Annotated in this window: 20 protein-coding genes and 1 pseudogene; 13 read left to right on the top strand and 8 right to left on the bottom strand. The window is 46.7% G+C overall.

Going from position 1 to position 23,374, the window contains the following annotated elements; all coding sequences use genetic code 11:
- Positions 1-15: 15 nt before the first annotated feature.
- Both AC58PQ_RS00525 and fadR read right to left on the bottom strand, forming a co-directional pair.
- The gene (locus AC58PQ_RS00525; protein ID WP_497240055.1) at positions 16-780 is read right to left on the bottom strand and encodes an electron transfer flavoprotein subunit beta/FixA family protein; all 765 of its coding nucleotides are present in this window, start codon (positions 778-780) and stop codon (positions 16-18) included.
- Between the two features lie 64 nt (positions 781-844).
- Positions 845-1,432, bottom strand: a complete 588-nt coding sequence (gene fadR, locus AC58PQ_RS00520) for a fatty acid metabolism transcriptional regulator FadR (protein ID WP_497240054.1) — start codon at positions 1,430-1,432, stop codon at positions 845-847.
- Positions 1,433-1,685: 253 nt separating this feature from the next.
- Here fadR and AC58PQ_RS00515 point away from each other — a divergent pair, with 253 nt between their 5' ends.
- From AC58PQ_RS00515 to AC58PQ_RS00475, 9 genes are all read left to right on the top strand, one after another.
- Positions 1,686-3,713, top strand: a complete 2,028-nt coding sequence (locus AC58PQ_RS00515) for a (Fe-S)-binding protein (RefSeq protein WP_497240053.1) — start codon at positions 1,686-1,688, stop codon at positions 3,711-3,713.
- A 61-nt stretch (positions 3,714-3,774) separates the two neighbouring features.
- A complete protein-coding gene (locus AC58PQ_RS00510; RefSeq protein WP_497240052.1) occupies positions 3,775-6,168 on the top strand; it encodes a 3-hydroxyacyl-CoA dehydrogenase/enoyl-CoA hydratase family protein in 2,394 nt (797 codons plus the stop codon).
- A gap of 57 nt (positions 6,169-6,225) precedes the next feature.
- A complete protein-coding gene (locus AC58PQ_RS00505) occupies positions 6,226-7,413 on the top strand; it encodes an acetyl-CoA C-acyltransferase (protein WP_497240051.1) in 1,188 nt (395 codons plus the stop codon).
- An 85-nt stretch (positions 7,414-7,498) separates the two neighbouring features.
- Positions 7,499-9,271: an acyl-CoA dehydrogenase FadE gene (locus AC58PQ_RS00500; RefSeq protein ID WP_497240050.1), complete on the top strand. Its 1,773-nt coding sequence runs from the start codon at positions 7,499-7,501 to the stop codon at positions 9,269-9,271.
- A 37-nt stretch (positions 9,272-9,308) separates the two neighbouring features.
- Positions 9,309-10,979: a long-chain-fatty-acid--CoA ligase gene (locus AC58PQ_RS00495; RefSeq protein WP_497240049.1), complete on the top strand. Its 1,671-nt coding sequence runs from the start codon at positions 9,309-9,311 to the stop codon at positions 10,977-10,979.
- Between the two features lie 54 nt (positions 10,980-11,033).
- Positions 11,034-11,450 (top strand): PaaI family thioesterase, encoded by a 417-nt coding sequence (locus tag AC58PQ_RS00490; RefSeq protein WP_497240048.1) that lies wholly within the window; start codon positions 11,034-11,036, stop codon positions 11,448-11,450.
- A 216-nt stretch (positions 11,451-11,666) separates the two neighbouring features.
- A complete protein-coding gene (locus AC58PQ_RS00485) occupies positions 11,667-13,268 on the top strand; it encodes a PucR family transcriptional regulator (protein WP_497240047.1) in 1,602 nt (533 codons plus the stop codon).
- A 141-nt stretch (positions 13,269-13,409) separates the two neighbouring features.
- Positions 13,410-13,751: a bacillithiol system redox-active protein YtxJ gene (ytxJ, locus tag AC58PQ_RS00480; protein ID WP_497240046.1), complete on the top strand. Its 342-nt coding sequence runs from the start codon at positions 13,410-13,412 to the stop codon at positions 13,749-13,751.
- 219 nt (positions 13,752-13,970) lie between these two features.
- On the top strand, positions 13,971-14,852 hold the full coding sequence (locus AC58PQ_RS00475; RefSeq protein WP_497240045.1) for a DMT family transporter: 882 nt from the start codon (positions 13,971-13,973) through the stop codon (positions 14,850-14,852).
- 240 nt (positions 14,853-15,092) lie between these two features.
- On the opposite strand, the gene AC58PQ_RS00470 is transcribed toward AC58PQ_RS00475, so the two are convergent.
- Positions 15,093-16,262: a M20 family metallopeptidase gene (locus AC58PQ_RS00470; protein ID WP_497240044.1), complete on the bottom strand. Its 1,170-nt coding sequence runs from the start codon at positions 16,260-16,262 to the stop codon at positions 15,093-15,095.
- A 126-nt stretch (positions 16,263-16,388) separates the two neighbouring features.
- On the opposite strand from AC58PQ_RS00470, the gene AC58PQ_RS00465 reads away from it, so the two are divergent.
- Positions 16,389-16,697: a hypothetical protein gene (locus AC58PQ_RS00465; protein ID WP_497240043.1), complete on the top strand. Its 309-nt coding sequence runs from the start codon at positions 16,389-16,391 to the stop codon at positions 16,695-16,697.
- 69 nt (positions 16,698-16,766) lie between these two features.
- Positions 16,767-17,420, top strand: a complete 654-nt coding sequence (locus AC58PQ_RS00460; protein WP_497240042.1) for a GDSL-type esterase/lipase family protein — start codon at positions 16,767-16,769, stop codon at positions 17,418-17,420.
- 6 nt (positions 17,421-17,426) lie between these two features.
- On the opposite strand, the pseudogene AC58PQ_RS00455 reads toward AC58PQ_RS00460, so the two are convergent.
- Positions 17,427-17,534: pseudogene (locus AC58PQ_RS00455) on the bottom strand (PAQR family membrane homeostasis protein TrhA); the annotation flags it as partial.
- A 65-nt stretch (positions 17,535-17,599) separates the two neighbouring features.
- On the opposite strand from AC58PQ_RS00455, the gene AC58PQ_RS00450 reads away from it, so the two are divergent.
- Entirely contained in the window at positions 17,600-18,370 is a 771-nt protein-coding gene (locus AC58PQ_RS00450) for an SDR family NAD(P)-dependent oxidoreductase (RefSeq protein ID WP_497240613.1), read from the top strand.
- A 94-nt stretch (positions 18,371-18,464) separates the two neighbouring features.
- On the opposite strand, the gene AC58PQ_RS00445 is transcribed toward AC58PQ_RS00450, so the two are convergent.
- The 3 genes from AC58PQ_RS00445 to AC58PQ_RS00435 are packed head-to-tail and all read right to left on the bottom strand — an operon-like array spanning position 18,465 to position 19,666.
- Entirely contained in the window at positions 18,465-19,154 is a 690-nt protein-coding gene (locus AC58PQ_RS00445; protein WP_497240041.1) for a hypothetical protein, read from the bottom strand.
- 16 nt (positions 19,155-19,170) lie between these two features.
- The gene (locus AC58PQ_RS00440) at positions 19,171-19,365 is read right to left on the bottom strand and encodes a DUF7689 domain-containing protein (protein ID WP_497240612.1); all 195 of its coding nucleotides are present in this window, start codon (positions 19,363-19,365) and stop codon (positions 19,171-19,173) included.
- Positions 19,366-19,372: 7 nt separating this feature from the next.
- Complete coding sequence (locus AC58PQ_RS00435) at positions 19,373-19,666, bottom strand: DUF7689 domain-containing protein (protein WP_497240040.1); 294 nt, start codon at positions 19,664-19,666, stop codon at positions 19,373-19,375.
- Between the two features lie 413 nt (positions 19,667-20,079).
- Between AC58PQ_RS00435 and AC58PQ_RS00430 the strand changes: the two genes are divergently transcribed.
- Positions 20,080-20,922 (top strand): DegV family protein, encoded by an 843-nt coding sequence (locus tag AC58PQ_RS00430; RefSeq protein WP_497240039.1) that lies wholly within the window; start codon positions 20,080-20,082, stop codon positions 20,920-20,922.
- Between the two features lie 146 nt (positions 20,923-21,068).
- Here AC58PQ_RS00430 and AC58PQ_RS00425 read toward each other — a convergent pair whose 3' ends face one another.
- Positions 21,069-23,231, bottom strand: coding sequence for a HelD family protein (locus AC58PQ_RS00425; RefSeq protein WP_497240038.1), 2,163 nt, complete (start codon positions 23,229-23,231; stop codon positions 21,069-21,071).
- Positions 23,232-23,374 lie beyond the last annotated feature (143 nt).

The following is a 23,374-nucleotide window of genomic DNA, read 5'->3' as shown; positions in this document are numbered from 1 at the left end:
TACTTCGGGGTAATGTTAGATTACTTTGGATTCGTTTCGTAGTGCTTGAACGAGTTCAGTCACTTGACTAGCAAGCTCGCCTTTAAGGATGCGACCAGCCTGACGCTCGGGCGGGAGGGATAAAGCGAGTCGAGTCGTTTTGGCAATAATGACATCTGCGCCTGGAATATCATCAAGGGCTAAGCGTTGAAATGGTTTTTTCTTCGCCTTCATAATGCCAGGAAGTGATGGATATCTAGGCTCATTTAAGCCTTGTTGAGCTGTAAAAAGAGCAGGGAGCGGGACCTCGATCACTTCGATATCGCCTTCGGCATCGCGATGAACGACGGCTTGCGCGCCAGCAATATCCAGTTTTGTAATCGAAGCTACATGTGGCAAGCCGAGGAGAGAGGCTAGTCGAATCGCAACTTGACCTGCCCCATTATCGACCGAGAAGTTCCCGGCTAACACGAGATCCACAGATTGGACACGCAAATACTGAGCCAAAATTTCAGCGATTTCAAACTCATCCCCCAAAATTCGGTCATCGGTGATCAGTACGGCTTCATCTGCCCCCATCGCGAGTGCAGTTCGAAGGGCTTCCGCGGTACGATCTGGACCGATAGAAAGAAGGGTCACTTTACCACCATGTTCATCGCGAAGCCGAATGGCTTGCTCAACCGCATATTCATCGTAAGGGTTAATCACGAACTTCACGCCATCCTCTTGAACGACGCCATCCTGCAAGACGATTTTCTCCTCTGTATCAAACGTTTGCTTCAATAATACAAAAATGTCCATAGTGGGGCTCCCTCCTGAATATACATGAATTAAGAACTTTAACTGGTGGTCGTTGAAGCCATCTTCACGATTCAATGCCTCTCAAGAAAAAATCAAGTGTAGGAACAACCTGAGCCGTTAATGAATATTTCTGGCCGGAAATCAGCCAAGATGTAACGACTTCATCCATGCCTCCGAAAATAAGAAGTCTCACTAGCTTCACATCCAGATCGGGACGGAAGCTGCCGTCAATCTTCCCTTTTTCTAATATATTTTCAATGAGGATAATATATCTCTTGAGAGCAAGGCCAATCTCCTTGCGAAGCTCCAAATCACTCTGGCGAAGCTCAATTTGTGTGAGATAGGCCATATGAATGTTATTTTCCAACTCGCCAAAATGGATTTCACAGATCTTGCGCAGCGCATCCTTCGGGCTGACGCTTTCATCAACTGCACGATTGAACTTCTCAACGAGCTCGCCTAATTTCTCTTGAAAAAGACAAGTTAAGATATCCTCCTTCTTCTTGAAGTAGAGATAAATAGTGCCATCTGCAACGCCGGCTTCTTTGGCAATACGAGAAACTTGGGATTTATGAAACCCGTTTTCCGCAAATACCTTCATCGCGCCTTCGAGAATCGCATAATACTTGTCTGGTTTTTTGCCACTTGTCAAGGGGATCACCTCGGTGTTAGAATACAGTTATTAGTGAATGAATACTCATTCATTTTTGTAATTTCATCATAAAATACGCAGTACGCCTTGTCAACGACTTATTCCGCTTAACAGCAAGTAGGGAGGTTTGTCGGCTTACTCTTCACAATGAAGCATGTTTCTACTCTTTTTAAAAAGGGATTAATGAAATTTGCTTTTTTGTGATTCACGAATGTAAGCGTTAACAATAATGAAATACAAAGGAGGGTCCTCCATGACCGGTACGCTGATTCAGTTTCTCCTTTTTCTGGCGGTTACGGGTTTGGCGCTCTACGGATTCGGTAGGGTTGTATATCATCGTTACTTATATATCCAGCTTGGGAAATCGGTGGATCTGAAGAAGGAAGCTAGCTTAAGGCTCAAGGGATTTGCGGTTCAAGTGTTTGGCCAGACGAAGTTATTGAAGGATAAAAAGAGCGGCATTATGCATATCGTGATTTTTTATGGCTTCATTATTCTACAACTAGGCGCCTTGGACCTTATTTTAAAAGGATTAATTGACCGAGGGTTACCTGTCCCTGGATATGACTACTTTACCTTCATGCAAGAAGTGACGGTTGGGTTGATCGTACTTGCCATGGGCTACGCGACCTATCGCCGGTATATCGAAAAGCTTAAACGACTTAAACGAGGCTGGAAGCCAAGCGTTGTTGTGTTTTTTATTATGTTCTTGATGTTATCCGTTGTCGTAAGCGGAGGGTTTGAACGAGTGCGAGAGGGTCTACCAGCTTCCGGCTTCGCCCCTCTGACATCGGTGTGGGCTGCTTTATTTGAAGGAATGTCAACTTCAGCGGCAACAGTGGGATTCTATGCAGGCTGGTGGATGCATCTGCTGATTCTGCTCTCTTTCCTCATTTATGTGCCGCAGTCCAAGCATTTTCACATTATTACCGCTCCGATCAATATCTTACTTCGGCGCACGGAGCCAACAGGTAAACTGGCTTCATTGAATCTAGAGGATGAAGAAGCGGAGTCATTCGGTGTTGGCAAGATTGAGGATTTTACGAAAAAGCAGATGCTGGACTTCTACTCCTGTGTAGAATGTGGTCGTTGTACGAGCGTATGCCCCGCCAATACGACAGGCAAGCTGCTGTCACCGATGCATCTGATTACGAAGCTGCGCGATCATTTGACGGAGAAAGGGGCAGCCATAACTTCGAGATCTCCTTGGGTGCCTGCCATGGTGTTCGCGCCAGAATCGCAGGGTAACCCGCTGGAGGTTGAACTCATCGGAGGCGTGATCACCGAGGAAGAGCTTTGGGCTTGCACGACTTGTCGTAACTGTGAAGATCAGTGTCCAGTCGCGAACGAGCATGTGGATAAAATCATTGATATGCGCAGGCACTTAGTGCTCACGCAAGGGAGTATGCCGCATGACGGTCAGCGAGCCCTTCAAAATATTGAGAGACAAGGCAACCCTTGGGGCATCTCACGTAACGATCGGGTGAAATGGGTCAAGGAAGTGGATCCTGATGATGCACTTCAGGTGCGAACCGTCAAAGAAAATCCAACCTTCGAGTACTTGTTCTTCTTGGGTTCGATGGGCGCATACGATAATCGCAGCCGCAAAATTACGCATGCATTCGTGAAATTAATGAAGGAGGCTGGTATTTCTTTTGCCATATTAGGAAATGAGGAGAAAAATTCCGGTGACACTCCGCGTCGGATGGGGAATGAGTTCCTGTTCCAGCAGCTGTGTGCGGATAATATCGCTACTTTTCAAAAGTATAAGGTTAAGAAAATCGTCACGACATGCCCGCATACGTACCACACGTTCAAAAAAGAGTATCCCGAATTTGGCTTAACCGCCGAGGTTTTTCATCATACGGAACTGCTGGACCTGTGGGTAAAAGAGGGACATTTGACTCCGCGATATGAGGTTAATGAGCGCATAACGTACCACGATTCCTGTTACTTGGGTCGTTATAACGAGGTGTATGAGGAGCCCCGAAATGTGTTGCGGGCGATTCCTGGCGTGGAACTTGTGGAACAAGCAAGATCTCGCGAAAACAGTATGTGTTGTGGAGCCGGCGGAGGCATGATGTGGATGGAGGAAACGGCGGGTACTCGCGTGAATGTGGCGCGTACGGAGCAGCTTCTGAGTGTCAAGCCAACGGTGATCTCCTCGGCGTGTCCATATTGCTTAACGATGGTGGAGGATGGCACGAAGCTGAAGGAAGTAGAGGAACAGGTGAAAGCGAGAGATATCGCGGAGATACTGGCACAATCGGTATTTGGTTGAAAACTTAAGTAATGCTTACGAAGTTAGTTTTTCTAACGAAAAACTTTGAGGAGATGATCTCATGACAACTATTCGAACGGCAGCGGTAATCGGCTCGGGTGTAATGGGTTCCGGTATTGCTGCGCATTTAGCCAATGTAGGTATTCCTGTTATATTGCTAGATCGTGTCCCAGACCAGCTAACGCCGCAAGAGGAAGCAGCGGGTCTTACGCTAGATCATCCTAAAGTTCGGAATCGTTATGCTGTCAGTGCCTTGGATAAGCTTGCGAAAACAAACCCTGCACCTCTATACAGCGAAGCTTTTGCCTCGCGTATAACGCCAGGGAATATCGAGGACGATTGGGCGAAGCTGAGTGGAGTAGATTGGATCGTTGAGGTTATTATTGAAAATCTGCAAGCTAAGCAAGAGCTTATCGCACGAATTGAAAAGGTTTGGAAGCCTGGAACCATCGTTTCGTCGAATACATCGGGGATTTCGATTAATGCTATGGTTGCAAATGCTGGACATGAATTTAAGAAAAATTTCTTAGGGACTCATTTCTTTAATCCACCGCGCTACATGAAATTATTGGAAATTATTCCGAGTGAGCAGACAGATCCAGCGATCATAACCTTCATGAGTGATTTTTGTGAGAAAAAGCTTGGAAAAGGCGTTGTGCAGGCCAAGGATACGCCTAATTTTATTAGTAATCGGATTGGTACTTACGGGCTGCTAATTACGTTAAGAGAAATGCTGGCCAAAGGGTATACGGTTGAAGAGGTAGATGCGGTTACAGGACCTGCCATGGGGCGGCCGAAAAGCGCTACCTTCCGTACACTGGATCTCGTTGGACTCGATACCTTCGTACATGTGGCGAACAATGTCTTTGATTTGGTAACGGATCCGATTGAAAAGGATGTTTTCGATCCACCCGTACTCCTGAAGGAGATGGTGGCCAAAGGGTGGATCGGCGAGAAGCAAGGTCAAGGTTTCTATAAGAAAGTGAAGTCTGCTGAGAGCAAGGAAATTCAGGCATTGAATTTAACGACGATGGAATATACGGTTAGTCGTAAAATCAGTTCAGCTTCCTTAGAAGCCTCTAAACAGGCAAAGGGGACAGTCGCAAAGATTAAAGCATTGTTGGGTACGAAGGATCGGTACTCGGAACTGGCGTGGAACATTTTGAAGCCTGTTCTCCTCTATGCGGCTGAGACATGGAATGAAATTTCAAACAACATTGTGGACATTGATAATGCGCTCAAGTGGGGCTTTAACTGGGAGTTGGGACCTTTTGAGACGTGGGATGCGATTGGCTTGAAGCGTTCCGTGGAACGTATGGAGGCAGAGGGCAGTACTGTGCCTGAGTGGGTAAAAGCTTGGATTGCTGCGGGTCATGATAGCTTCTATGAGCGAAAAGAGGGTCGCATCTTTGCGATTAGGAATGAAGAGCTACAAGAGCTTGAGGAGAGACCAGAGATCATTTCGCTAGCGGCGCTTAAACAGCAAAACAAAGTCATTCGCTCGAACAGCGGAGCGAGTTTAATTGATATCGGCGATGACGTGGCTTGCCTGGAGTTCAACTCCCCGAACAATGCGATCGGTGCTGATATTCTCACGATGATTCAGCAGAGTGTTGATGTGGTACGTAGTAATTATCGCGGATTGGTCGTTGCCAATGAAGGCAAAAACTTCTGCGTTGGCGCCAATCTCATGCTGTTGCTGATGGAAGCGCAGGATGGCGAGTGGGATGAAGTGGATGGCATCATTCGATTGTTCCAGAACGCCATGCTGAAGCTGAAAAGACTGGATAAACCTGTAGTCGCTGCTCCACATAAAATGACGCTCGGTGGTGGCGTAGAAGCCTGCATGCCGGCGGATCAAACGATTTTCTCAGCGGAAACGTACTACGGACTCGTTGAAACAGGTGTAGGTCTCATTCCTGCTGGAGGCGGCTGTAAAGAGTTGGCTTTGCTGGCGAGTCAGCAAATAAGAGACCCAGAAGTCGATCTGCAGCCGTGGATCAATGCCGTATTCGAGACTGTCGCGATGGCCAAAGTGTCTACAAGCGGCCATGATACGAAACGTCTCGGCTTTATGCGAGCGCAGGATTCTGTTGTCGTGAATTCGGATCATCGGATTTATGAAGCGAAGCAAGCGGTGCTACGTATGGATGCGGCAGGTTATACGCCGCCAGCAATTGAGAAAATCCGCGTTGTGGGTGAAAACGGGAAAGCAGTCATGCAGGTTGGGGCATATACCATGCGTCAAGGAGGCTATATCAGTTCCCATGATCAGTTGATTGCGAATAAGCTCGCACATGTGTTAGCTGGAGGCAATATACCAGCAGGGACGCTAGTTACGGAGCAATATATGCTGGATTTGGAGCGCGAAGCATTCTTAAGTCTATGTGGTGAGCTCAAAACGCAGCAGCGGATGCAGTTTATGTTGTCGAAGGGGAAGGCTTTGCGGAATTAGTCCGAGAGATACTCGAAGTGGAATTTTTATCCAATTACTCCTAATGAGGTGAGTTCGATGAAGGAAGCCGTCATAGTATCCATAACGCGCACCGCCGTTGGGCGCGCGAAAAAAGGCAGTTTCGCGCAAACGCGCGCGGAAGATCTAGGCAAAGCCGTACTCGAAGAAGCTGTACAGCGCGTTCCTGGACTCGACAAGGGTGATGTCGAGGATATCATCATCGGGTGCGCGATGCCCGAAGGCGAGCAAGGGCTGAACTTCGCCCGCGCGATGTCGCTGTATGCGGGCTTTCCCGTAACCGTGCCTGCGATCACGGTCAACCGCTTCTGTTCCTCCGGCTTGCAAGCCATCGCCTATGCGGCGGAGCGCATCATGCTCGGCCACGCCGAGGTGATCATCGCCGGAGGCGTGGAGAGCATGAGCCACGTCCCGATGACGGGCTTCAAGCTCTCGCCGCATCCGCGGCTGGTCGAGACCATGCCCGAGGTGTACATGGGCATGGGGCATACCGCCGAAGCCGTCGCAACGCGCTTCGGCATCTCGCGCGAAGCGCAGGATGGCTTCGCGACGCGCAGCCATCAGAAGGCGGCGGCGGCCATCGCTGCCGGCCGCTTCACGGACGAGATCGTGCCGGTGAGCACGAGCGTGAAGGGCGTGGACGAACGCGGCAAAGCGTTCGTTCGTGAGTACGTGTTTGCCACGGATGAGGGCGTTCGCCCTGATACATCCGTGGAGACATTAGGCAAGCTGAAGCCTGCGTTCAGCTTGGGGGGCTCTGTGACGGCGGGCAACGCGTCACAGACGTCGGACGGCGCAGCGGCGGCCGTGCTGATGAGCCGCGAGCGCGCGGAAGCGCTCGGTCTGAAGCCGATGGCGACGTTCCTATCCTTCGCCCTTTCCGGTGTGGAGCCGGAAATAATGGGTGTGGGACCTGTCAAAGCGATCCCGAAGGCACTGAAGATGGCTGGTATTTCCCAGGATCAAGTCGACCTGTTTGAGATTAATGAAGCCTTCGCTTCACAATGCGTTCACATTGTGCGCGAGCTTGGGATAGATGAAGAGAAGGTCAATGTAAACGGCGGAGCGATTGCCTTGGGTCATCCACTTGGCTGCACAGGCGCTAAGCTCTCGACGAGCTTAATATATGAGTTGCAACGCCGAGGCGGCGGGTATGGTGTCGTATCGATGTGTATCGGCGGCGGCATGGGGGCTGCAGGTGTTTTCAAAGTTCATGCCGTGGAATAATGCGGAACTTGTTTAGAACAATCTTAATTCTCGCGTAAGCGTAAATTTTCATAATCTGCATCCACATGTAAAGGAGAGTTAACTCATGACGAACAAAGTCGTTGGCGGAAGCTTTGTGATAACGGATATTGATTTTCACTCGATTGTAACGCCTGAGGATTTCACCGAGGAGCATCGCATGATTGCCGAAACAACGCGAGACTATGTGAATGGGGAAGTCTTGCCGAATGACGAGCATCTGGAGAAGTTGGATTATGATTTGACCGTAAAACTCATGCGCAGTGCTGGCGATCTTGGGTTGCTTGGGGCTGATGTGCCGGAGATATATGGCGGCCTCGGCTTGGATAAAGTCAGCTCCACGATCATAAGCGAAAACCTAGCACGTGCGTCCTCCTTTGCCTTATCCATTGGCGCGCATGTCGGAATTGGAACACTGCCGATTGTTTTCTTCGGAACTCCGGAGCAGAAGAAGAAGTATTTACCTGACTTAGCGACTGGAGCGAAAATCGCTGCCTATTGCTTAACAGAGCCAACATCAGGTTCGGATGCGCTTGGTGCGAAAACGACGGCCCGACTCTCGGATGACGGGAAACACTATCTCTTAAACGGCTCCAAGCTCTATATCACAAACGCCGGTTTCGCAGATATTTTCATCGTCTACGCCAAGATCAATGGAACGGACTTCACGGCGTTTATCGTGGAAAAGGGTGATCCTGGATTTACAATGGGACCGGAAGAAAAGAAGATGGGGATTAAAGGCTCTTCAACACGACCGCTCTTTTTCGAGGATGTGAAAGTTCCTGTAGAAAACCTGCTCGGCGAAATTGGGAAAGGTCATCTCATCGCTTTTAACATTTTGAATATCGGCCGTTATAAATTAGCTGTTGGTTGTCTAGGCGCATCCAAAGAGACGATTGAGCTTTCCGTAAAGTATGCGAATACACGTCAGCAGTTCCAGACTCCGATTTCGCGATTCCCGCTAATTGGTAAAAAATTGGCAGAAATGAACATTCAAACGTATATCCTTGAAAGTATGGTGTACCGGACGACTGGCTTATTTGATACGATCCTCAAGGATATTGATCACACGAGTCCAGAAGCGGGCAAAATTTCTGCCAAAGGCATTTCTGAATATGCGCTGGAATGCTCCATTAATAAGGTGTTCGCCTCAGAGGTTCTGGATTTCGTTGCGGACGAAGGACTACAAATTCATGGCGGTTATGGTTTTATTCAAGAGTATAAAGTTGAGCGTATTTATCGCGACTCCCGGATTAATCGTATTTTTGAAGGCACGAATGAAATTAATCGTTTGCTCATCCCAGGAACGCTGGTGAAGAAAGCGATGAAAGGCGAACTGCCTTTGCTGCAAAAAGCGCAAGAGCTGCAAGGCGAATTACTTGCCTATATGCCAGGCCAAACTTTTGAAGGCACGCTGGCGGAAGAAGCTCATCTGGTGGCAATGGCGAAAAAAGTATTCCTCTTGGTCGGAGGGCTTGCCGTTCAGAAATATGGCTTGGCGCTAGAGAAAAATCAGGAAATATTGAGCTGTCTAGCGGATATCATGATTCAAATTTTTGCAGCGGAAAGCGGGCTATTACGGACTCAAAAGCTTATTCACAAGCTAGGTGAAACGAAGGCAACAAACGCGATTCAGCTCACAACCGTATTTGTTCATGAAGCTTTTGATAAAATTGAGGCATATGCGAAAGAAGCGCTCAGTACGATGGAAGAAGGAGATGTGCTTCGGACTCAACTATCTATACTCAAAAAATTGTCTAGACGCAGCAGTGTCAATACGGTGGGGTTGAAGCGTGACATCGCCGCACGTGTAATTCAGGGTGAGAAATTCATCGGATAAAATCTCGATGTCAAGAACCTGAAGGGGATGATTTTGTATGGGGGAGGCAAAGCCTTGGCTGCGTCATTATCCATCGGAAGTGGCGCCGACTTACGAGTACCCGAAACATAATTTAGCACGTTTGTTGGTTGATTCCGCCAATCAATATCCCGAAAAGCAAGCTCTGTATTTCTTGGGGAAAAAGCTTACCTATCGTGAATTGCTGCAAGCGTCGTATCAATTTGCGCATGTGTTACAGGATCTAGGGGTCCAGCCAGGAGAACGTGTATCGATTATGCTGCCGAATTGTCCATCAGCGATTATTGCGTATTACGGTACGTTAATGATGGGTGGCATCGTCGTCATGACGAATCCGCTATATGTGGAACGGGAGCTAGTGCACCAGCTCTCTGATTCGGACGCTGTGGTGATTGTGACACTGGATTTGCTGTTCGATCGCGTGCAGAAAGCGAAGGCCAGAACGAACATACGTCATGTTATTGTGACATCGATTAAGGACTATTTACCTTTTCCGAAGAATTTGTTATATCCGATTAAAATGAAAAAAGACGGTATGAAGCTTGATGTCACTTACGGTGAAGGTGTATATGCCTTTAAAAAATTGCTTCGCGCAGCCTCGCAATCACCAATCTGTGTGGAAGTGAATGCAGATGAAGACATCGCGTTGCTTCAATATACAGGAGGGACGACGGGACTAGCAAAGGGCGTTATCCTCACCCATTCGAATTTAATAGCAAATACGTTTCAATCGAGTTATTGGTGTTATCGTGTACAGGTAGGGGAAGAACGCTTCTTGGGTGCCATTCCATGTTTCCATGTTTTCGGCGTAACCGTGTTGCTGAATCAAGCTATATATCGGGCTGGGATGCTCATCCTGATACCGAAATTTGATATTGATCTGATTCTGGATACCATTGATAAATTAAAGCCAACTATATTCCCTGGAGCGCCAACGATGTATGTGGCCTTGATCAATCATAAGCGCATGAAGGAACTCGACATCTCCTCGATTAAGATTTGTGTAAGCGGTTCAGCACCGCTTCCTTTGGAGGTGCAAGAGCGATTTGAATCTTTAACGGGCGGCAAATTAACCGAAGGTTACGGATTGACGGAAGCCTCTCCAGTTACGCATGTGAATCCCATCTGGGGGTTACGTAAAATTGGGTCTATCGGTGTTCCATTACCAGATACTGATACGAAGGTGGTGGATTCCGAGTCGGGTGAAGAGCTGCCAATCGGCGAAATCGGCGAAATTATCATCAAAGGCCCTCAAGTGATGAAAGGCTATTGGAAGCGTGTGCAAGAAACGGCAATGACAATTAAAGATGGTTGGCTGTACACCGGTGATATGGGCAGAATGGATTCGGATGGCTTCTTTTCGATCGTTGACCGGAAAAAAGATTTAATTATTGCAGGTGGCTTTAATATTTATCCACGTGATGTTGAAGAAGTCCTTTTCGAGCATCCTGCCATTCTTGAAGCGGCTGTAGCAGGCGTTCCTGATGAATACCGTGGGGAAACGGTGAAAGCTTTTATCGTGTTGAAAGAAGGAATGACATTAACGGAGAAAGAGTTAGATGTCTGGTGCAGAGAGCGACTGGCAGCGTATAAAGTGCCACGTAAGGTTGAATTCAGGAAATCACTTCCGAAGACGATGATTGGAAAAGTGCTAAGGCGTCAATTATTAGAGGAAGAAGTGAAGCAGTAATGAAGCTTTACTATCATGCGTAGGGGCAGCCCTTACAAAGAAGGAGGGAGTCCAATGGATGATGGAAATGATCGTATAATTAGGAGACTACAACAGCTCGCAGCAGCAGCGGAATCCACTTTCTGGGGCTATCTAGGTTGTGAATTTGTTAGCATGAAGGACGGGGTAATTACAATTGCCTTGGATGCAAAGTCGCATCATTTAAATCCGATTGGCATGGTTCATGGTGGCGTGACATCATCTTTGTTGGATACCGCTATGGGGATTATTGCGATGATAGCTAGGCCAGAGGAGAAGGTCGTCACGACCAATCTGAATGTGCATTTTGTGTCTCCCCTCTATGCAGGGCGGCTGTTGGTAACAGCGGAGCTTGTTCATCAATCGCGTAAAATGGTTACTGCGCAAGGTCGCGTCGAGGATAGCGAAGGCAATTTGGGGACGATAGGGACAGGATCGTTTCGTGTCATTTAGACGAATGCTTCGAAGTTGAGGGGCCTTCATTACCACGAGGACAGTGGTTGTGAAGGTTCTTCCTCATGCTAATGTTATATAACATTACATAAAATTAATAAATTTCATTAAGATTTCATAAGTTCTTATTAAATGTTATGTTTCATGACATAAACTCATTGACTCCATACCTAACGTCATCCTATAATCGTTTAAAAGGCATAGGGGGGAAGCACGATGCATCTTACCATTCGTGAAGCGTTGGCGATTTATCCTTTAACGGAAGCGAAGCTAGTCGCCGGTAAACAAGGGGAATCCCGTATTGTGAAATCTGTTAATGTCATGGACGCACCTGATATTGCAGATTGGACGAAGTCGGGTGAAATGCTGTTCACTACCGCATTCGCGATGAAAGACAGCCCGCAAGAAACCGTGAACCTCCTGCGCAAATTAAATGACCGCGGTGCCGCGGGTCTAGGAATTAAGCTTGGTAGATTTTGGACGGAGCTGCCGCAAATTGTCATGGATGAAGCGGATCGCTTACATTTTCCAATCATAGAAATGCCATTTCAATTTACTTTTTCAGATCAAATGAATGCACTGTTTAATGCGGAGTACCGCCGGAATACAGAATTGCTGCAAACGGTACTCGAAAAGCAGAAGAAACTGATGCAATTTGGCCTAAAGCAAGATAATATGCTTTCGATGTTTCAACTCGTGAGTGAGATTCTTGGGTATCCCATGGCGGTCGTCGGCGCAAGGGGTCACATTTTATATAATTCAAGTACGTGGAGTTCAGAGCAGTTAGCTCAGAATTGGCCGAAAAAGCGTAAATCGGGCTGGGTATACGCAGGGAAGGATCGGGCATATCGCATTGGTTTGCAGCAGCAGGATGATGAGCCGCTAGGTCAATTGCTAATCATTCCAGAGGTCATGTTACTAGCAACTGTAGAGGAGGGTTTATTCCAGCAGGCGGCTGATATTTTAACCTTTCATATGAGTTATACGTTCCGATCGCATGTAGAGGCTTCAGCAGAGCGGGATTTGCAGAATAACCTGATCCGCTATTTGGATAAAGGAACGTCCCTTGAGGAGTTTATGGCGCAGGCGGAAGCCCGAGGCTTATTCATCTTTACGGGGGCTTACCAATGTGTCATTGGGAAGAGTAAGAAGGCGCCTTTGATTGCTGATGATACAAATGAGAAATTCAAAGAATTAAAGCAATACATGGAGTCCCATTCGAAATCCAGCAACTTGCGCGGACATCATTTCATTCTAAGGGATCACCTGTTTTCGATCTACTCCACGACACAAGCAGATGGGTTTCCAGAAGAAGAGCTATCGCAGCTATTGAGCAAGTATGAAGGGGATCCAGGAAAGGCATCTGACGGAGATGGCATCGTGTTCTACACGTCTTCTCTGAAAGTGAAGCCTACGGCACTTCGCGAAGCTTACTTGGAATGTGGCGAGACGGGGCGGATGGCGGAGAAGCTCTGTTTGCCAGACCGAGTGCTTCATTATGAGACGATTGAGTTCGCTCATCTCTTTCAGCATTTATCATCTCCGATGATGGAAGATTATTGTGCCAAGATCTTACGTCCTCTCTTAGAGAAAGATCCGGAGTACTCGCAAGAGATGATTCGGACACTCGAGGTATTTATTCGAAACGATGGCCAAGTCAGTGAGGCGGCTAAGCAATTATTCATTCATCGTAATACGGTAACGTACCGGTTGGAGAAAATTAGTGATCTTTTGCAAGTTGACTTCAAAAAAGTGAATGATCTATTGAAGCTGAAGGCTGTCTTCTTATTCCGTCAGTTCCTACATGTAAGATCATAAGTGAACAGAACCCGAAGCTGCCATTTAGGCACTTAGGGTTTTTTGCTGTAAACACAGGAGTTCGGAGGCCAGAGTAAGTTGCATAAGCGAAGTAGTTACCTTATAATTTTGAGGAGAGAGTAGAAAAAGGAGATGTGAAACATGTCGAAATGGAAAGAGTTAACGACGTTAACTGAATGGCAGGAGGTACTTGATCGTTCTACCGAAAAGCCTGCTGTCATTCTGAAGCACAGTACAACTTGTCCAGTAAGTGCGAGCGCACTTGATGAATATGAACAATATTTATCTGGTACACACAATGAGGCTGTTGATTATTTCTTGGTGAAAGTCATAGAGTCACGTCCGGTTTCGAATCAAATCGCAGAGGACCTAGCTATCAAGCATGCTTCCCCGCAAATTCTTTATTTCAAGAATAAAGAATCCATCTGGAATACATCACACTGGTCTGTGACGAACAAACATATGTCCGCGGTATTGGACTAAATCTTCAACACAATTAGCCCTTCGACTTGTCTACTTGTTGTAGATGAATCGGAGGGTTTTTGTCCACAATAGAAAGCAATATGTTTTCGGTTCCCGAAAACCATCTATCTATTTGGCGATAAAACCTACCTCTAAACGCGGTCGCACATCATTGAATGGCCTCGATAGAGGTTTTCTCACGACGACAAGATGGATCTTTCACCTAAGGAGTTACTTACAATGAATGCGATGAATAAAACGAAAATACCCATCCCGATCTTCCTCTTAATCGGCATTATTGCAATATCTTTTTCCTCTATTTTTGTAAAATGGTCCGACGCGTCGGCTTCTGTGATCGCTATGTATAGGTTGCTTATGACCAATATATTAATGTTGCCCTTTCTGTGGAATTATCGCAAAGAGTTTACAACAATCAAGCTGAGAGATTGGCTTCGCACAGCAATATCGGGAATTGCGCTTGGTTTGCATTTTTTATTTTGGATGGATTCGCTGCGATTTACAACGGTAGCAAGCTCGACTGCAATTCTGACTCTTGAGCCCATCTTTGTGCTAGTTGGAGCCTTCCTGCTGCATGGTGTTCGGACAAGCCGTACTGCATTGATTGCGATGTGTATCGCGATTGTGGGGGCCATTTGCATCGGATGGGGTGATTTTCAGTTTTCTGGAGAAGCACTTAAAGGGGATGTATTGTCCTTCGTGGGGACGATCGCTGTTGCCTTACATATGTTGCTTGGCAAAAGCTTACGCGAGCGTATCTCAGCCTATGTGTACAGCTTTCTTGTTTTCTTATTCGCCGGGCTAACGCTTGCGGTTACGAATGTTTACTCGGGTGAATCGTTCACAGGCTATCCTTTGAAAGAATGGGGTATTTTCTTTCTTTTAGCCTTTGTTTCCACGATCTTCGGACACTATGTATTTAATTGGCTGCTCAAATATATGAAGGCGTCGTCGGTATCGATGACTGTGCTTGGAGAGCCGCTTGGCGCATCTATTTTAGCCTATTTCTTGCTAGGTGAAACGATTACGACGATGCAGTTGTTGGCTGGTTGCTTGCTGTTGGTTGGCGTAGCGTTGTTCTTACGTAGTAATGAGAAACCATAAGCGTCTCTTTCGTTCTTTAATTGAACGAAGGTGAATAAGGAGAACGGTGATGGATAGCTATTTAGATGTTATAGCGATTAAGCGAGATTACCTCGGCAACCTGGCACCTAACCACGCACGCAGCTCCTACATAGTCTTATATGGCATGGTAATAGAGGAGCTGCGTGTCTAGCTGGTCTCGGGGTTATCCTTGGCGGCATGCCGTCTTCATGGCTAATGGCTTCTATGTGCGCAAAACGGTCATTTTGCAGCCTCAAACTCTTCTTTTATGGCAGCTAATAAAGCAGGTTTGGAAAGCACTTCGTAAGCGGTGTAGGCTAGCGCCTTAGCCGTGAAGAGCATACTATCTAGCGCAGGCTCGGTCATGGCGAGATCACGGAATTCCTTTGTATGGAGCAAGTGTCGCTCATTGACTACCTTCACGAATGGGTGAATGGTTGGGCATTGGGTCGAGACATTGCCGAGATCTAGGGAACCGTGGTCTTTGCCGACTTCGATTTCCTTCGGATTGATACCAAGCTCGAACAATTGATCGGTGAATACGCTCGATAAAGCTTCGTTTGTGCGGAGCTCATCGTAGGAGTACTCGTAGAATGAGGTTTTCAGTGTGCAGCCGGTTTGAAGTGCAGCGCCTTCTGCGCAGTGAAGGACCTTTTGTACAAGCTCATTCGTGTAGCTGCGCGTTCCCGAGCGGACGTAAAATCTGGCAACCGCGTAATCCGGAATGATGTTTGGCGCTTTACCGCCTTCGCTGATGATACCGTGAATGCGGGCATCTGTCTTGAGCTGCTGGCGAAGCGCATTGATGCTGTTGAATAACTGCAATACCGCGTCAAGCGCATTGATGCCTTCGTACGGCTGTGCTGCGGCATGCGCGGAGCGGCCGAAGAACTCATATTCGATGGCATCCATCGCCAGCGACTCGCCTGATTTTTCATAGGCATAATAGGGGTGTGCCATGAGCGCGATATCGACATCTTGGAAAAACCCGGCCGCAGCCATGGGAACTTTGGCGCCTTTGGTTTCTTCAGCTGGCGTGCCGTAGACGCGAATACTGCCACCGGTGTCTGCTAAGACCGCTTTGAGGCCGATTGCAGCCCCAATACTCATCATACAGATGAGGTGGTGACCGCAGGCATGACCGAGCTCAGGAAGCGCATCATACTCAGCCATGAACGCCACAACGGGACCTGGTTTACCAGAGTCATAAGTCGCGATGAAAGCGGTAGGGATATCTAAAACACCGCGTTCGATTTGGAAGCCATGATAGAGTAATTCTTCCGTTAAACGTGCGAAAGCAAGGAATTCTTCATGGCCGAGTTCTGGGTTTGCCCCGATAAAGCGGGAGATGTCTTTGAATCTTGCGGCATGACTTTCTATGGTTTGAGATATGGTTAATTTCATTGGCATGGTAAACTCCTTTATTGAATGCTTCTTAACTCCATTGTAGTATATAGAAGCGAGAACTACCAAATGCAAAGACGTAAGGCTTCAAGCATGATTATTCGTGTATAGGAGAAAGAGGAGTGATTGACGATGATGAAATATGGGGCAGAGCATGAGGAACACCGTTTTAGCTTATCCTTTCTTGAAGCGGAAAGCCGCGGTCAATGGCTGGATATTTTCTTAGGCATCGAATTGGCAGAGGGTGAAGAGCTGCCTGAAGGTCTGCAAGCTCCATCTATTCTTGTTATTTGCAATACAGATGGAGAGATTGTACAAATTGTCCTGCATGATGAAGGCTGTGATAGTGAATTCCAATTCACGTATACGGAGAAGGCACAAATCGAAGATTATGTCTCTCAGCTTGAAAGCGCCAAAAAAACGACGAATGAACCCCTATAGGTATCCCTTCCCAAAATGGGCGGTGGCGCATATAGTAATATACGTCACGCTTTAGGGGAGAGGATAGCGATGGAAAAAAGAATTCAATATTTGGCGTTTGGTGATTCTTTAACCGTTGGATTTGGTGCAGAGGAAGGTCAAGGCTTCGTTTCGGTGTATCGACAAAGGTTGGAGTGTCTGCTGAATGTACCTGTTTCCTTGCGTCATGCTGGCACCAATGGTGCCACGACAGCTCAATTGCTGGAGACTATCGAGTCTGATCTGCAGCTTCAGAAGGATATTCGTGAAGCTACTCTCATCACGATTACAGCTGGCGGGAACGATCTCATTCAAGCGGCTATTCCTTTTTTCTATGACGGTGATAATACGGTGCTCAAAATGGCGCTGCAAACGTATGAGTCCAACTATCGTAAACTCATCGCACATATTGAAAAACTGCGGCAAGGCGTACAAACTCCGTATTTACTGGCCTTAATTGGTTTATATAATCCGTTACCACAGATTCCAGATGCAGCTTATTGGGTACAGCGCTTTAATCTATTTCTGCGTAAATTAGAACAGCCGCATATTCAAATCGTGCAGGTTTACGACGCGTTTGTGGGGCAAGCGGCACGCTTCCTATCTGAGGATGCTATCCATCCCAATGAACTAGGCTATGAGAAGGTGGCTAACCAATTAGAGGTTGCCTTATCCTTGCAGCAGCTGCAGCAGTTGTTCATATAGATGAAGTTATCTCACATACCCGAAAACGGAAATGCAATGAGAGGCGCTGCCGGCCAGCACGAATAGGTGCCATATGGCATGGTGATAGGGGATGCGCCTCCATACATAAATTAGCTTCAATACAATGCTTCTTTCTTTTACAGAATGGAGAAACCCTATATAGAATGGACGATGAATCGATGTATTTACCTTCATTTCAACTCAATCATAAAATCGCGCTTGTAACGGGCGCCGGAAGAGGCATTGGACGAGCGCTTGCCATTGGCTTAGCAGAGGCGGGGGCTGATGTCGCTATCTTCGCTCGAACGGCATCGGATTTGGAAGATGTCGCGAGGGAAATTCGCGCTTTAGGCAGACAAGCCTATCCGTTTACCGTTGATGTTACGAATCGTGAACAAATTGAACTGGCGGTTGATGCTATCATCGCCCAGACAGATCGCATTGATATTCTCATCAATAATGCGGGTATGAATATCCGTAGTCAAGCTTTGGCTGTCACGGATGAAGAGTGGGACAAGATCATGCAGACGAACTTGAAATCCGCGTTCTTGTGCTCACAAATTGTAGGCCGCCATATGCAGCAACGTGAATACGGGAGAATCATTAATATCGCCTCTGTTGCCGGGCAGGTAGCGCTGCGAACTGGCGTCGTCTATGCAGCGACGAAAGCAGCCATGATTCAAATGACCAAGGTGCTTGCTCTGGAGTGGGGGAAATATGGCATCCTTGTGAATGGCATCGGACCGTGGTATTTCAAAACACCGCTAACAGAGAAAATCCTTAGTCAGCCGGACTATTTAGCAGAAATTATTGCGCGGACGCCACTGGGTCGCGTTGGTGAGTTGGAGGAGTTAGTTGGCCCCGCTGTATTCTTGGCTTCCGATGCGGCTAACTATGTCACAGGCCAAACGCTTTTCGTGGATGGCGGTATGACGATTTACGGATTTTAGAAAAAAATCACTACATGCTGCGGTTGGCAGCACAAGTACTTTGAGAACTTAAGAGGGAATCATCATTATGCGAAAAGCTTGGTGAATGTTTGCGTTATTTCTGTAGCACGTATTCTTTCAGACTATTATATTGCGATTTATGAGCAGTTACCCATTCTTTTTTGCTAGTAATAGTTTCATCAGCAACGGTTTTATTACCATCGCCTTTCGTTAAGGCAATAAGTGCTGGGAATAAAGATTCATCGCCACGCTCAATTTTATCAGCTATAAATGGTATTGCAGGTGTTCCGAGTGAAATGAGCTTCTTTACTTTATCATCTGATTTGGATTGTTTATCAGTTGAAATAGCATTGACAGATGAAGGAATGGATTTAAGATGAAGGTTCCATTTCGCGGAAAAACTTTTTCCATTTTCCCATGTACTACTTTCATTTTCTTTTAAATCCAATTTTGCAATTCGTTCAATGGCTATTGCTGTGATGTACTCTTGCAAGCCGTTTTGCTTGCTGTTGGCTAACTTTTTATCTAAGTATGGGAGCGCATCGTTACCTAGTTTAATTATGTTTTCAAAATCCTCATTGTGTTTGACATAGTCATAGGGATTCGAACTGAACGAGAGGTTTGATTGTAAAGAAATTTCCTTATTTATTTGTTCGGAAATGGCAGCGAAGCTTTCGTTTATTTGTTTCTCAGTAGCAGCGGAAGCACTTTTATCATTCATTAAAAAGGATACGAGTAGAAAACTGCAAGCAAACAAAGATAAGAAAATTATTATTTTTTTCATTGGATATCACCTCTCCTTAGTGAGCGTATTTTTTAACGGCAGGTCCGTAATTACTTGCACTGTAGGGTTGCCAGCCATAACTTTGAAGCAGCTCATAATTGCCCCACTTGGCATTGGTGTAACCATAAGCTGCAATTCTGCTGAAATGAGTTATGGAATAAATGCTTCCGTATGAAATAATTTCATAAGAAGCAACATCATAGCTGTCGATATCTTTACTAGTTCCGAAACCTTTTGAATTTTAAATAGGTATCTACTTTCCAAGTATCTGGATTACTCATTGTCCATGGCCAGTCCCACGAGATATAGTTGCCTAATGCGTACGCGAGACAATTGTATGTACCTGTCGCATCGCCTAACCACGCGTAGTTACCTGGTGTAGATACCATTGAATCCAACGTGTACGTTGGAGTAGTAATGCCAGCAAGAGCGGTGGTTGCGCCAGAGGCAATTGCTCCTGCTACAATAGCAGCAGTTACTAGATTCTTTTTACTTACTAACAATCGAGTCATGATTCACCATTCCTTTGTATTATTGGGTATGAATGGGAAAACAAAAATTACCATATCATTGAATGATAGGGAATACAACCATTTTTTATTTTAGTTCTACAAGCTGAATTCATATATTTCAAGTTTCCCGGATGGAAGAATTAGGGTGATCGATTCTCGATACCTAACAACGGGTATTGACGTACTAGTAGTTAAGGCGGCGCATGCTGCAATAGAAGGACGGAGATCAGCTGACATTCAAGCTTTTGTTGTGCCTTTCATAGGTAAAATACAAGTATCCTTCATCATTTTGAATTGCATATAAATGTAAAAAACGTATTTGTGACGGAAACCGGTTGCGTCATTTCAAGCGACTGCGGACCACATACGTTAGGTATTGTTTATTCCAAAAAATTAGAAATGAGTGGACCCCCATGACGACAATCAAGATTATCACTGACAGCAGCTGCGACCTCCCTAGAAGTATTGTGGATGAAATAGGTGTAGGGATCGTTCCCTTATCGGTTCAATTTGGCGAGGAATGTATGCCGACAGATATGGATCTATCTGATTTCTATGCAAGAATGAAGCGGGAGAGCGCGTTGCCGAAGACCTCTAGCCCATCGCCTGGGCACTTCATAGGTGAGTATCAGAAGGCTGGCCCTGATCAGGATATTCTGGTGATTTGTCTCTCATCGGCATTAAGCTCGACGTACCATCACGCGGTTATGGCGAAAGACATGCTGCTGGAAGAGGGCTTTACAGGCCGCATCGAAGTCATTGATTCCAAGACAACCTCGCTTGGATTAGGTGTGCTTGTGTATCAAGCGGCTCAGAAGGTAGCGAATGGGATGTCTTATGACGAAGTGGTCGCTGCGATGCAAGTGGCGGTCAAGCGCGCAGGGACGTTCTTTTTCCTAGACACGCTGGAAAATGTCATTAAAGGCGGAAGACTCGATAAAGTGCGTGGTGCTGTGGCTTCTGTTTTGAATATTAAGCTACTAATGAAAGCTAGTGAAGAAGGCGCTATTGAAGTTGTTGATAAAATTCGCGGCACGCAACATGCCTTGAAGCGATTAATCTCATTTCTCGGCGATAAAGAGCATGATTACGAGAAAGACGTTATTGCGATCGCGCACAGCAACTGTGAAACACGAGCACGTGAATTCATGGCGCAGCTGTTGGAAAAGCATCCGTTTCGCAACGTGCTGTTCTCCAATATGGGTACTGTCATCGGCACCTATGCTGGCGAAGGCGGCGTATTAGTCGCTTACTAAAATGTGAAAAAGACACCTATTTCCCAACGATCCTTGTGATTGATGGGTTGGTGTCTTTTTTGTCAAAATTTTCTATGATTTTGACGATGATGTATGTGTTTCTTGGCTATTTCCCGCACTTTTGCATCTTTTAAACCCTAGCTGATTTACTTCGGAAACTCCGTAGTCGTGATATCCGTTTGATCAACGGTAACGAGTGGCGACATTTCCCCCGTCACGAGCAACCATAGCTCATGCAGGGCGCGTGTGCAGCCCACATAAAGCAGCTTCGCATCCATGAGGGTCGTTTCATAGTGCTCGGCGGTAACATCCATCAGAATAACTGCATCGAATTCTAAGCCTTTCGTCAAATAAACAGGCAGCACAGAAATCCCGCCGTGATAGACACGTTGCTTCGAGGTGATCAGATTCGTCTCGATCTGGGCGAGGGTCAAAGCCTCATGCAGCTCTTGAGCTTGCTTCTCGGTACGCGCAACGACAGCAATGGTGCTGGATGTACCCGTTTGTAAGCTTTTGATCGCCTTTTGCAGCAGCGGCAGTCGCTCTTTCAGCGACGCTTGCAGCACGCGAACTTTATTTCCGCTGCGGAATACGGGAACTGCCAGCAGGGGATTGCTAACGCCGCGCTGAAGCACCAAATTCGCAAACTGGATAATTTCCATCGTAGAACGATAACTCCGTTCCAACTCGAAATACCCAGTTTCCTCCGTTTGGAATAGACTGGAAAATTCTTTCCAATCCTGGATGCCTTGGTAGGCATGAATTCCTTGCGATAAATCGCCTAGAATCGTGAAGGAGCTATTCCGTGTGTACGCATCTAACACGGCCACTTGGAACGGTGAGAAGTCTTGCGCCTCGTCGATGACAACATGATCGAATAATCGGTCCGACGAAATGCCGTGAAGTCGTGTATGGATGTAGAGAAGAGGAGCTAGATCCTCCAGCTGTACTTCCTTCTTTTTGAAAAGCTTCGCAGAAGCCGTCACGATCGACTCTGGTAGGTCTTGGAGCAGATCTGTTGGCAGACTATCGGGTCGACCCTTGTCAGTGAAAAGCATTTTATAAAAGCTGAATGCCGTATACTCAGGCCAGCTTGTAAGGTACGTGCGGAGCTTTTGAGCTGATTTCTTCTTCAATTCTTTCTTCAGGCTTTGCTCCCAAACTTTATCGAGCTGCATCTCCATCCAACGCTTGATCCGCGCGACGACGCGCTCACGTCGTTTGATCATCGGATAGTGCTTATTCTCGACGAAGAACCACTCGCGAATACTGGCGATAGGCAGCTTGACACCATCCCAAGGCGAGAAGTCAGCAGTGGGAACATAGGTCTCTTCTAGACGGTTAAGACAGTCGTCCAAGAAGTGTTTGAAGGTAATCGCTCCCTTGAAACGCCCTGGAGCTTGATCGTCAACCGGCGGTCGCTTACTACCGAGGGCGAACCAGCGCTGCAGCGTGAGCTCTTGATCTGCGATTTGCACTTCATGGTCGAGCACTTCGAGTGCCCAATCGGTAAAAGTGCTCTGCTGAATATTACCGACACCTAGCTCAGGCAATACGCCTGAAATATAGTCCAAGAACATCGAGTTGGGTGCGAAAATGATCATGCGTTCCGCCCGAACCTGTTCGCGATATTGATAGAGAAGGAATGCGAGTCGGTGCAAGGCTACGGTTGTTTTACCGCTTCCTGCGACCCCTTGAATAATTAGTGCTGTGTTCTTCGCTGCACGAATAATGCAATCTTGCTCCGCTTGAATCGTGGAGACGATATCACGCAGCTTGTTATCTTTATTTTCGCCCAATCGGTACAGTAAGAACTCATCGCCCACAGAGAGGGAGTCTTCATTTCGGTCGTATGTATCTACAACACGCTGGAGAATTTGCTTACGCACAACAAGGTTTCGCTTCAAATAGACTAGGCCGTCAATTAAACCGTCCGGTGAATCATAAGAAGCGGCGTCCAATCCGCCAGTGAAGGAATAGAAAAGGCTTGCAACTGGAGCGCGCCAATCAATGACTAGAAGTCGGCCTGTTCGCTCATCTTCAACCCCTGCTTTACCAATGTAAAGCGGTACAGGTGAACCAGCGCCTGTTTCTTCGAAGTCAAGGCGGCCGAAATACGGCTCGTCAATGGCTTTGGTTAAATTGTGCCGGCCGTTCTCACGTAAAACTTCAAGGGCTTGCTCCGTTAAATCGGGACCGTAATAGACCGGAGTTGCTCTAAGGCGCTCCAGCTGTTTATCGATTTCCGTATTCGTTTGCTCGAGCCGTTGCAGTTCTTCTTGATAGGCACTTTGAGTCTTTGTGTCCAAGATCAGTTACCTCCTAAGATCAGATGTTGTCTATTGATTTATCATAAACAGGTAAACACTATAACACACCTCTAAGGAGATAGAAAGTGATTCTGGAAAATCATCCCCTTCACATTTGGGCATCTGTGGAAAGGGATGGTATA

The organism is Paenibacillus sp. J22P143 (genome assembly GCF_059692035.1).
The sequence above is the reverse complement of the archived record's forward strand: the minus strand, read 5'-3'. Positions and strand labels throughout refer to the sequence as shown.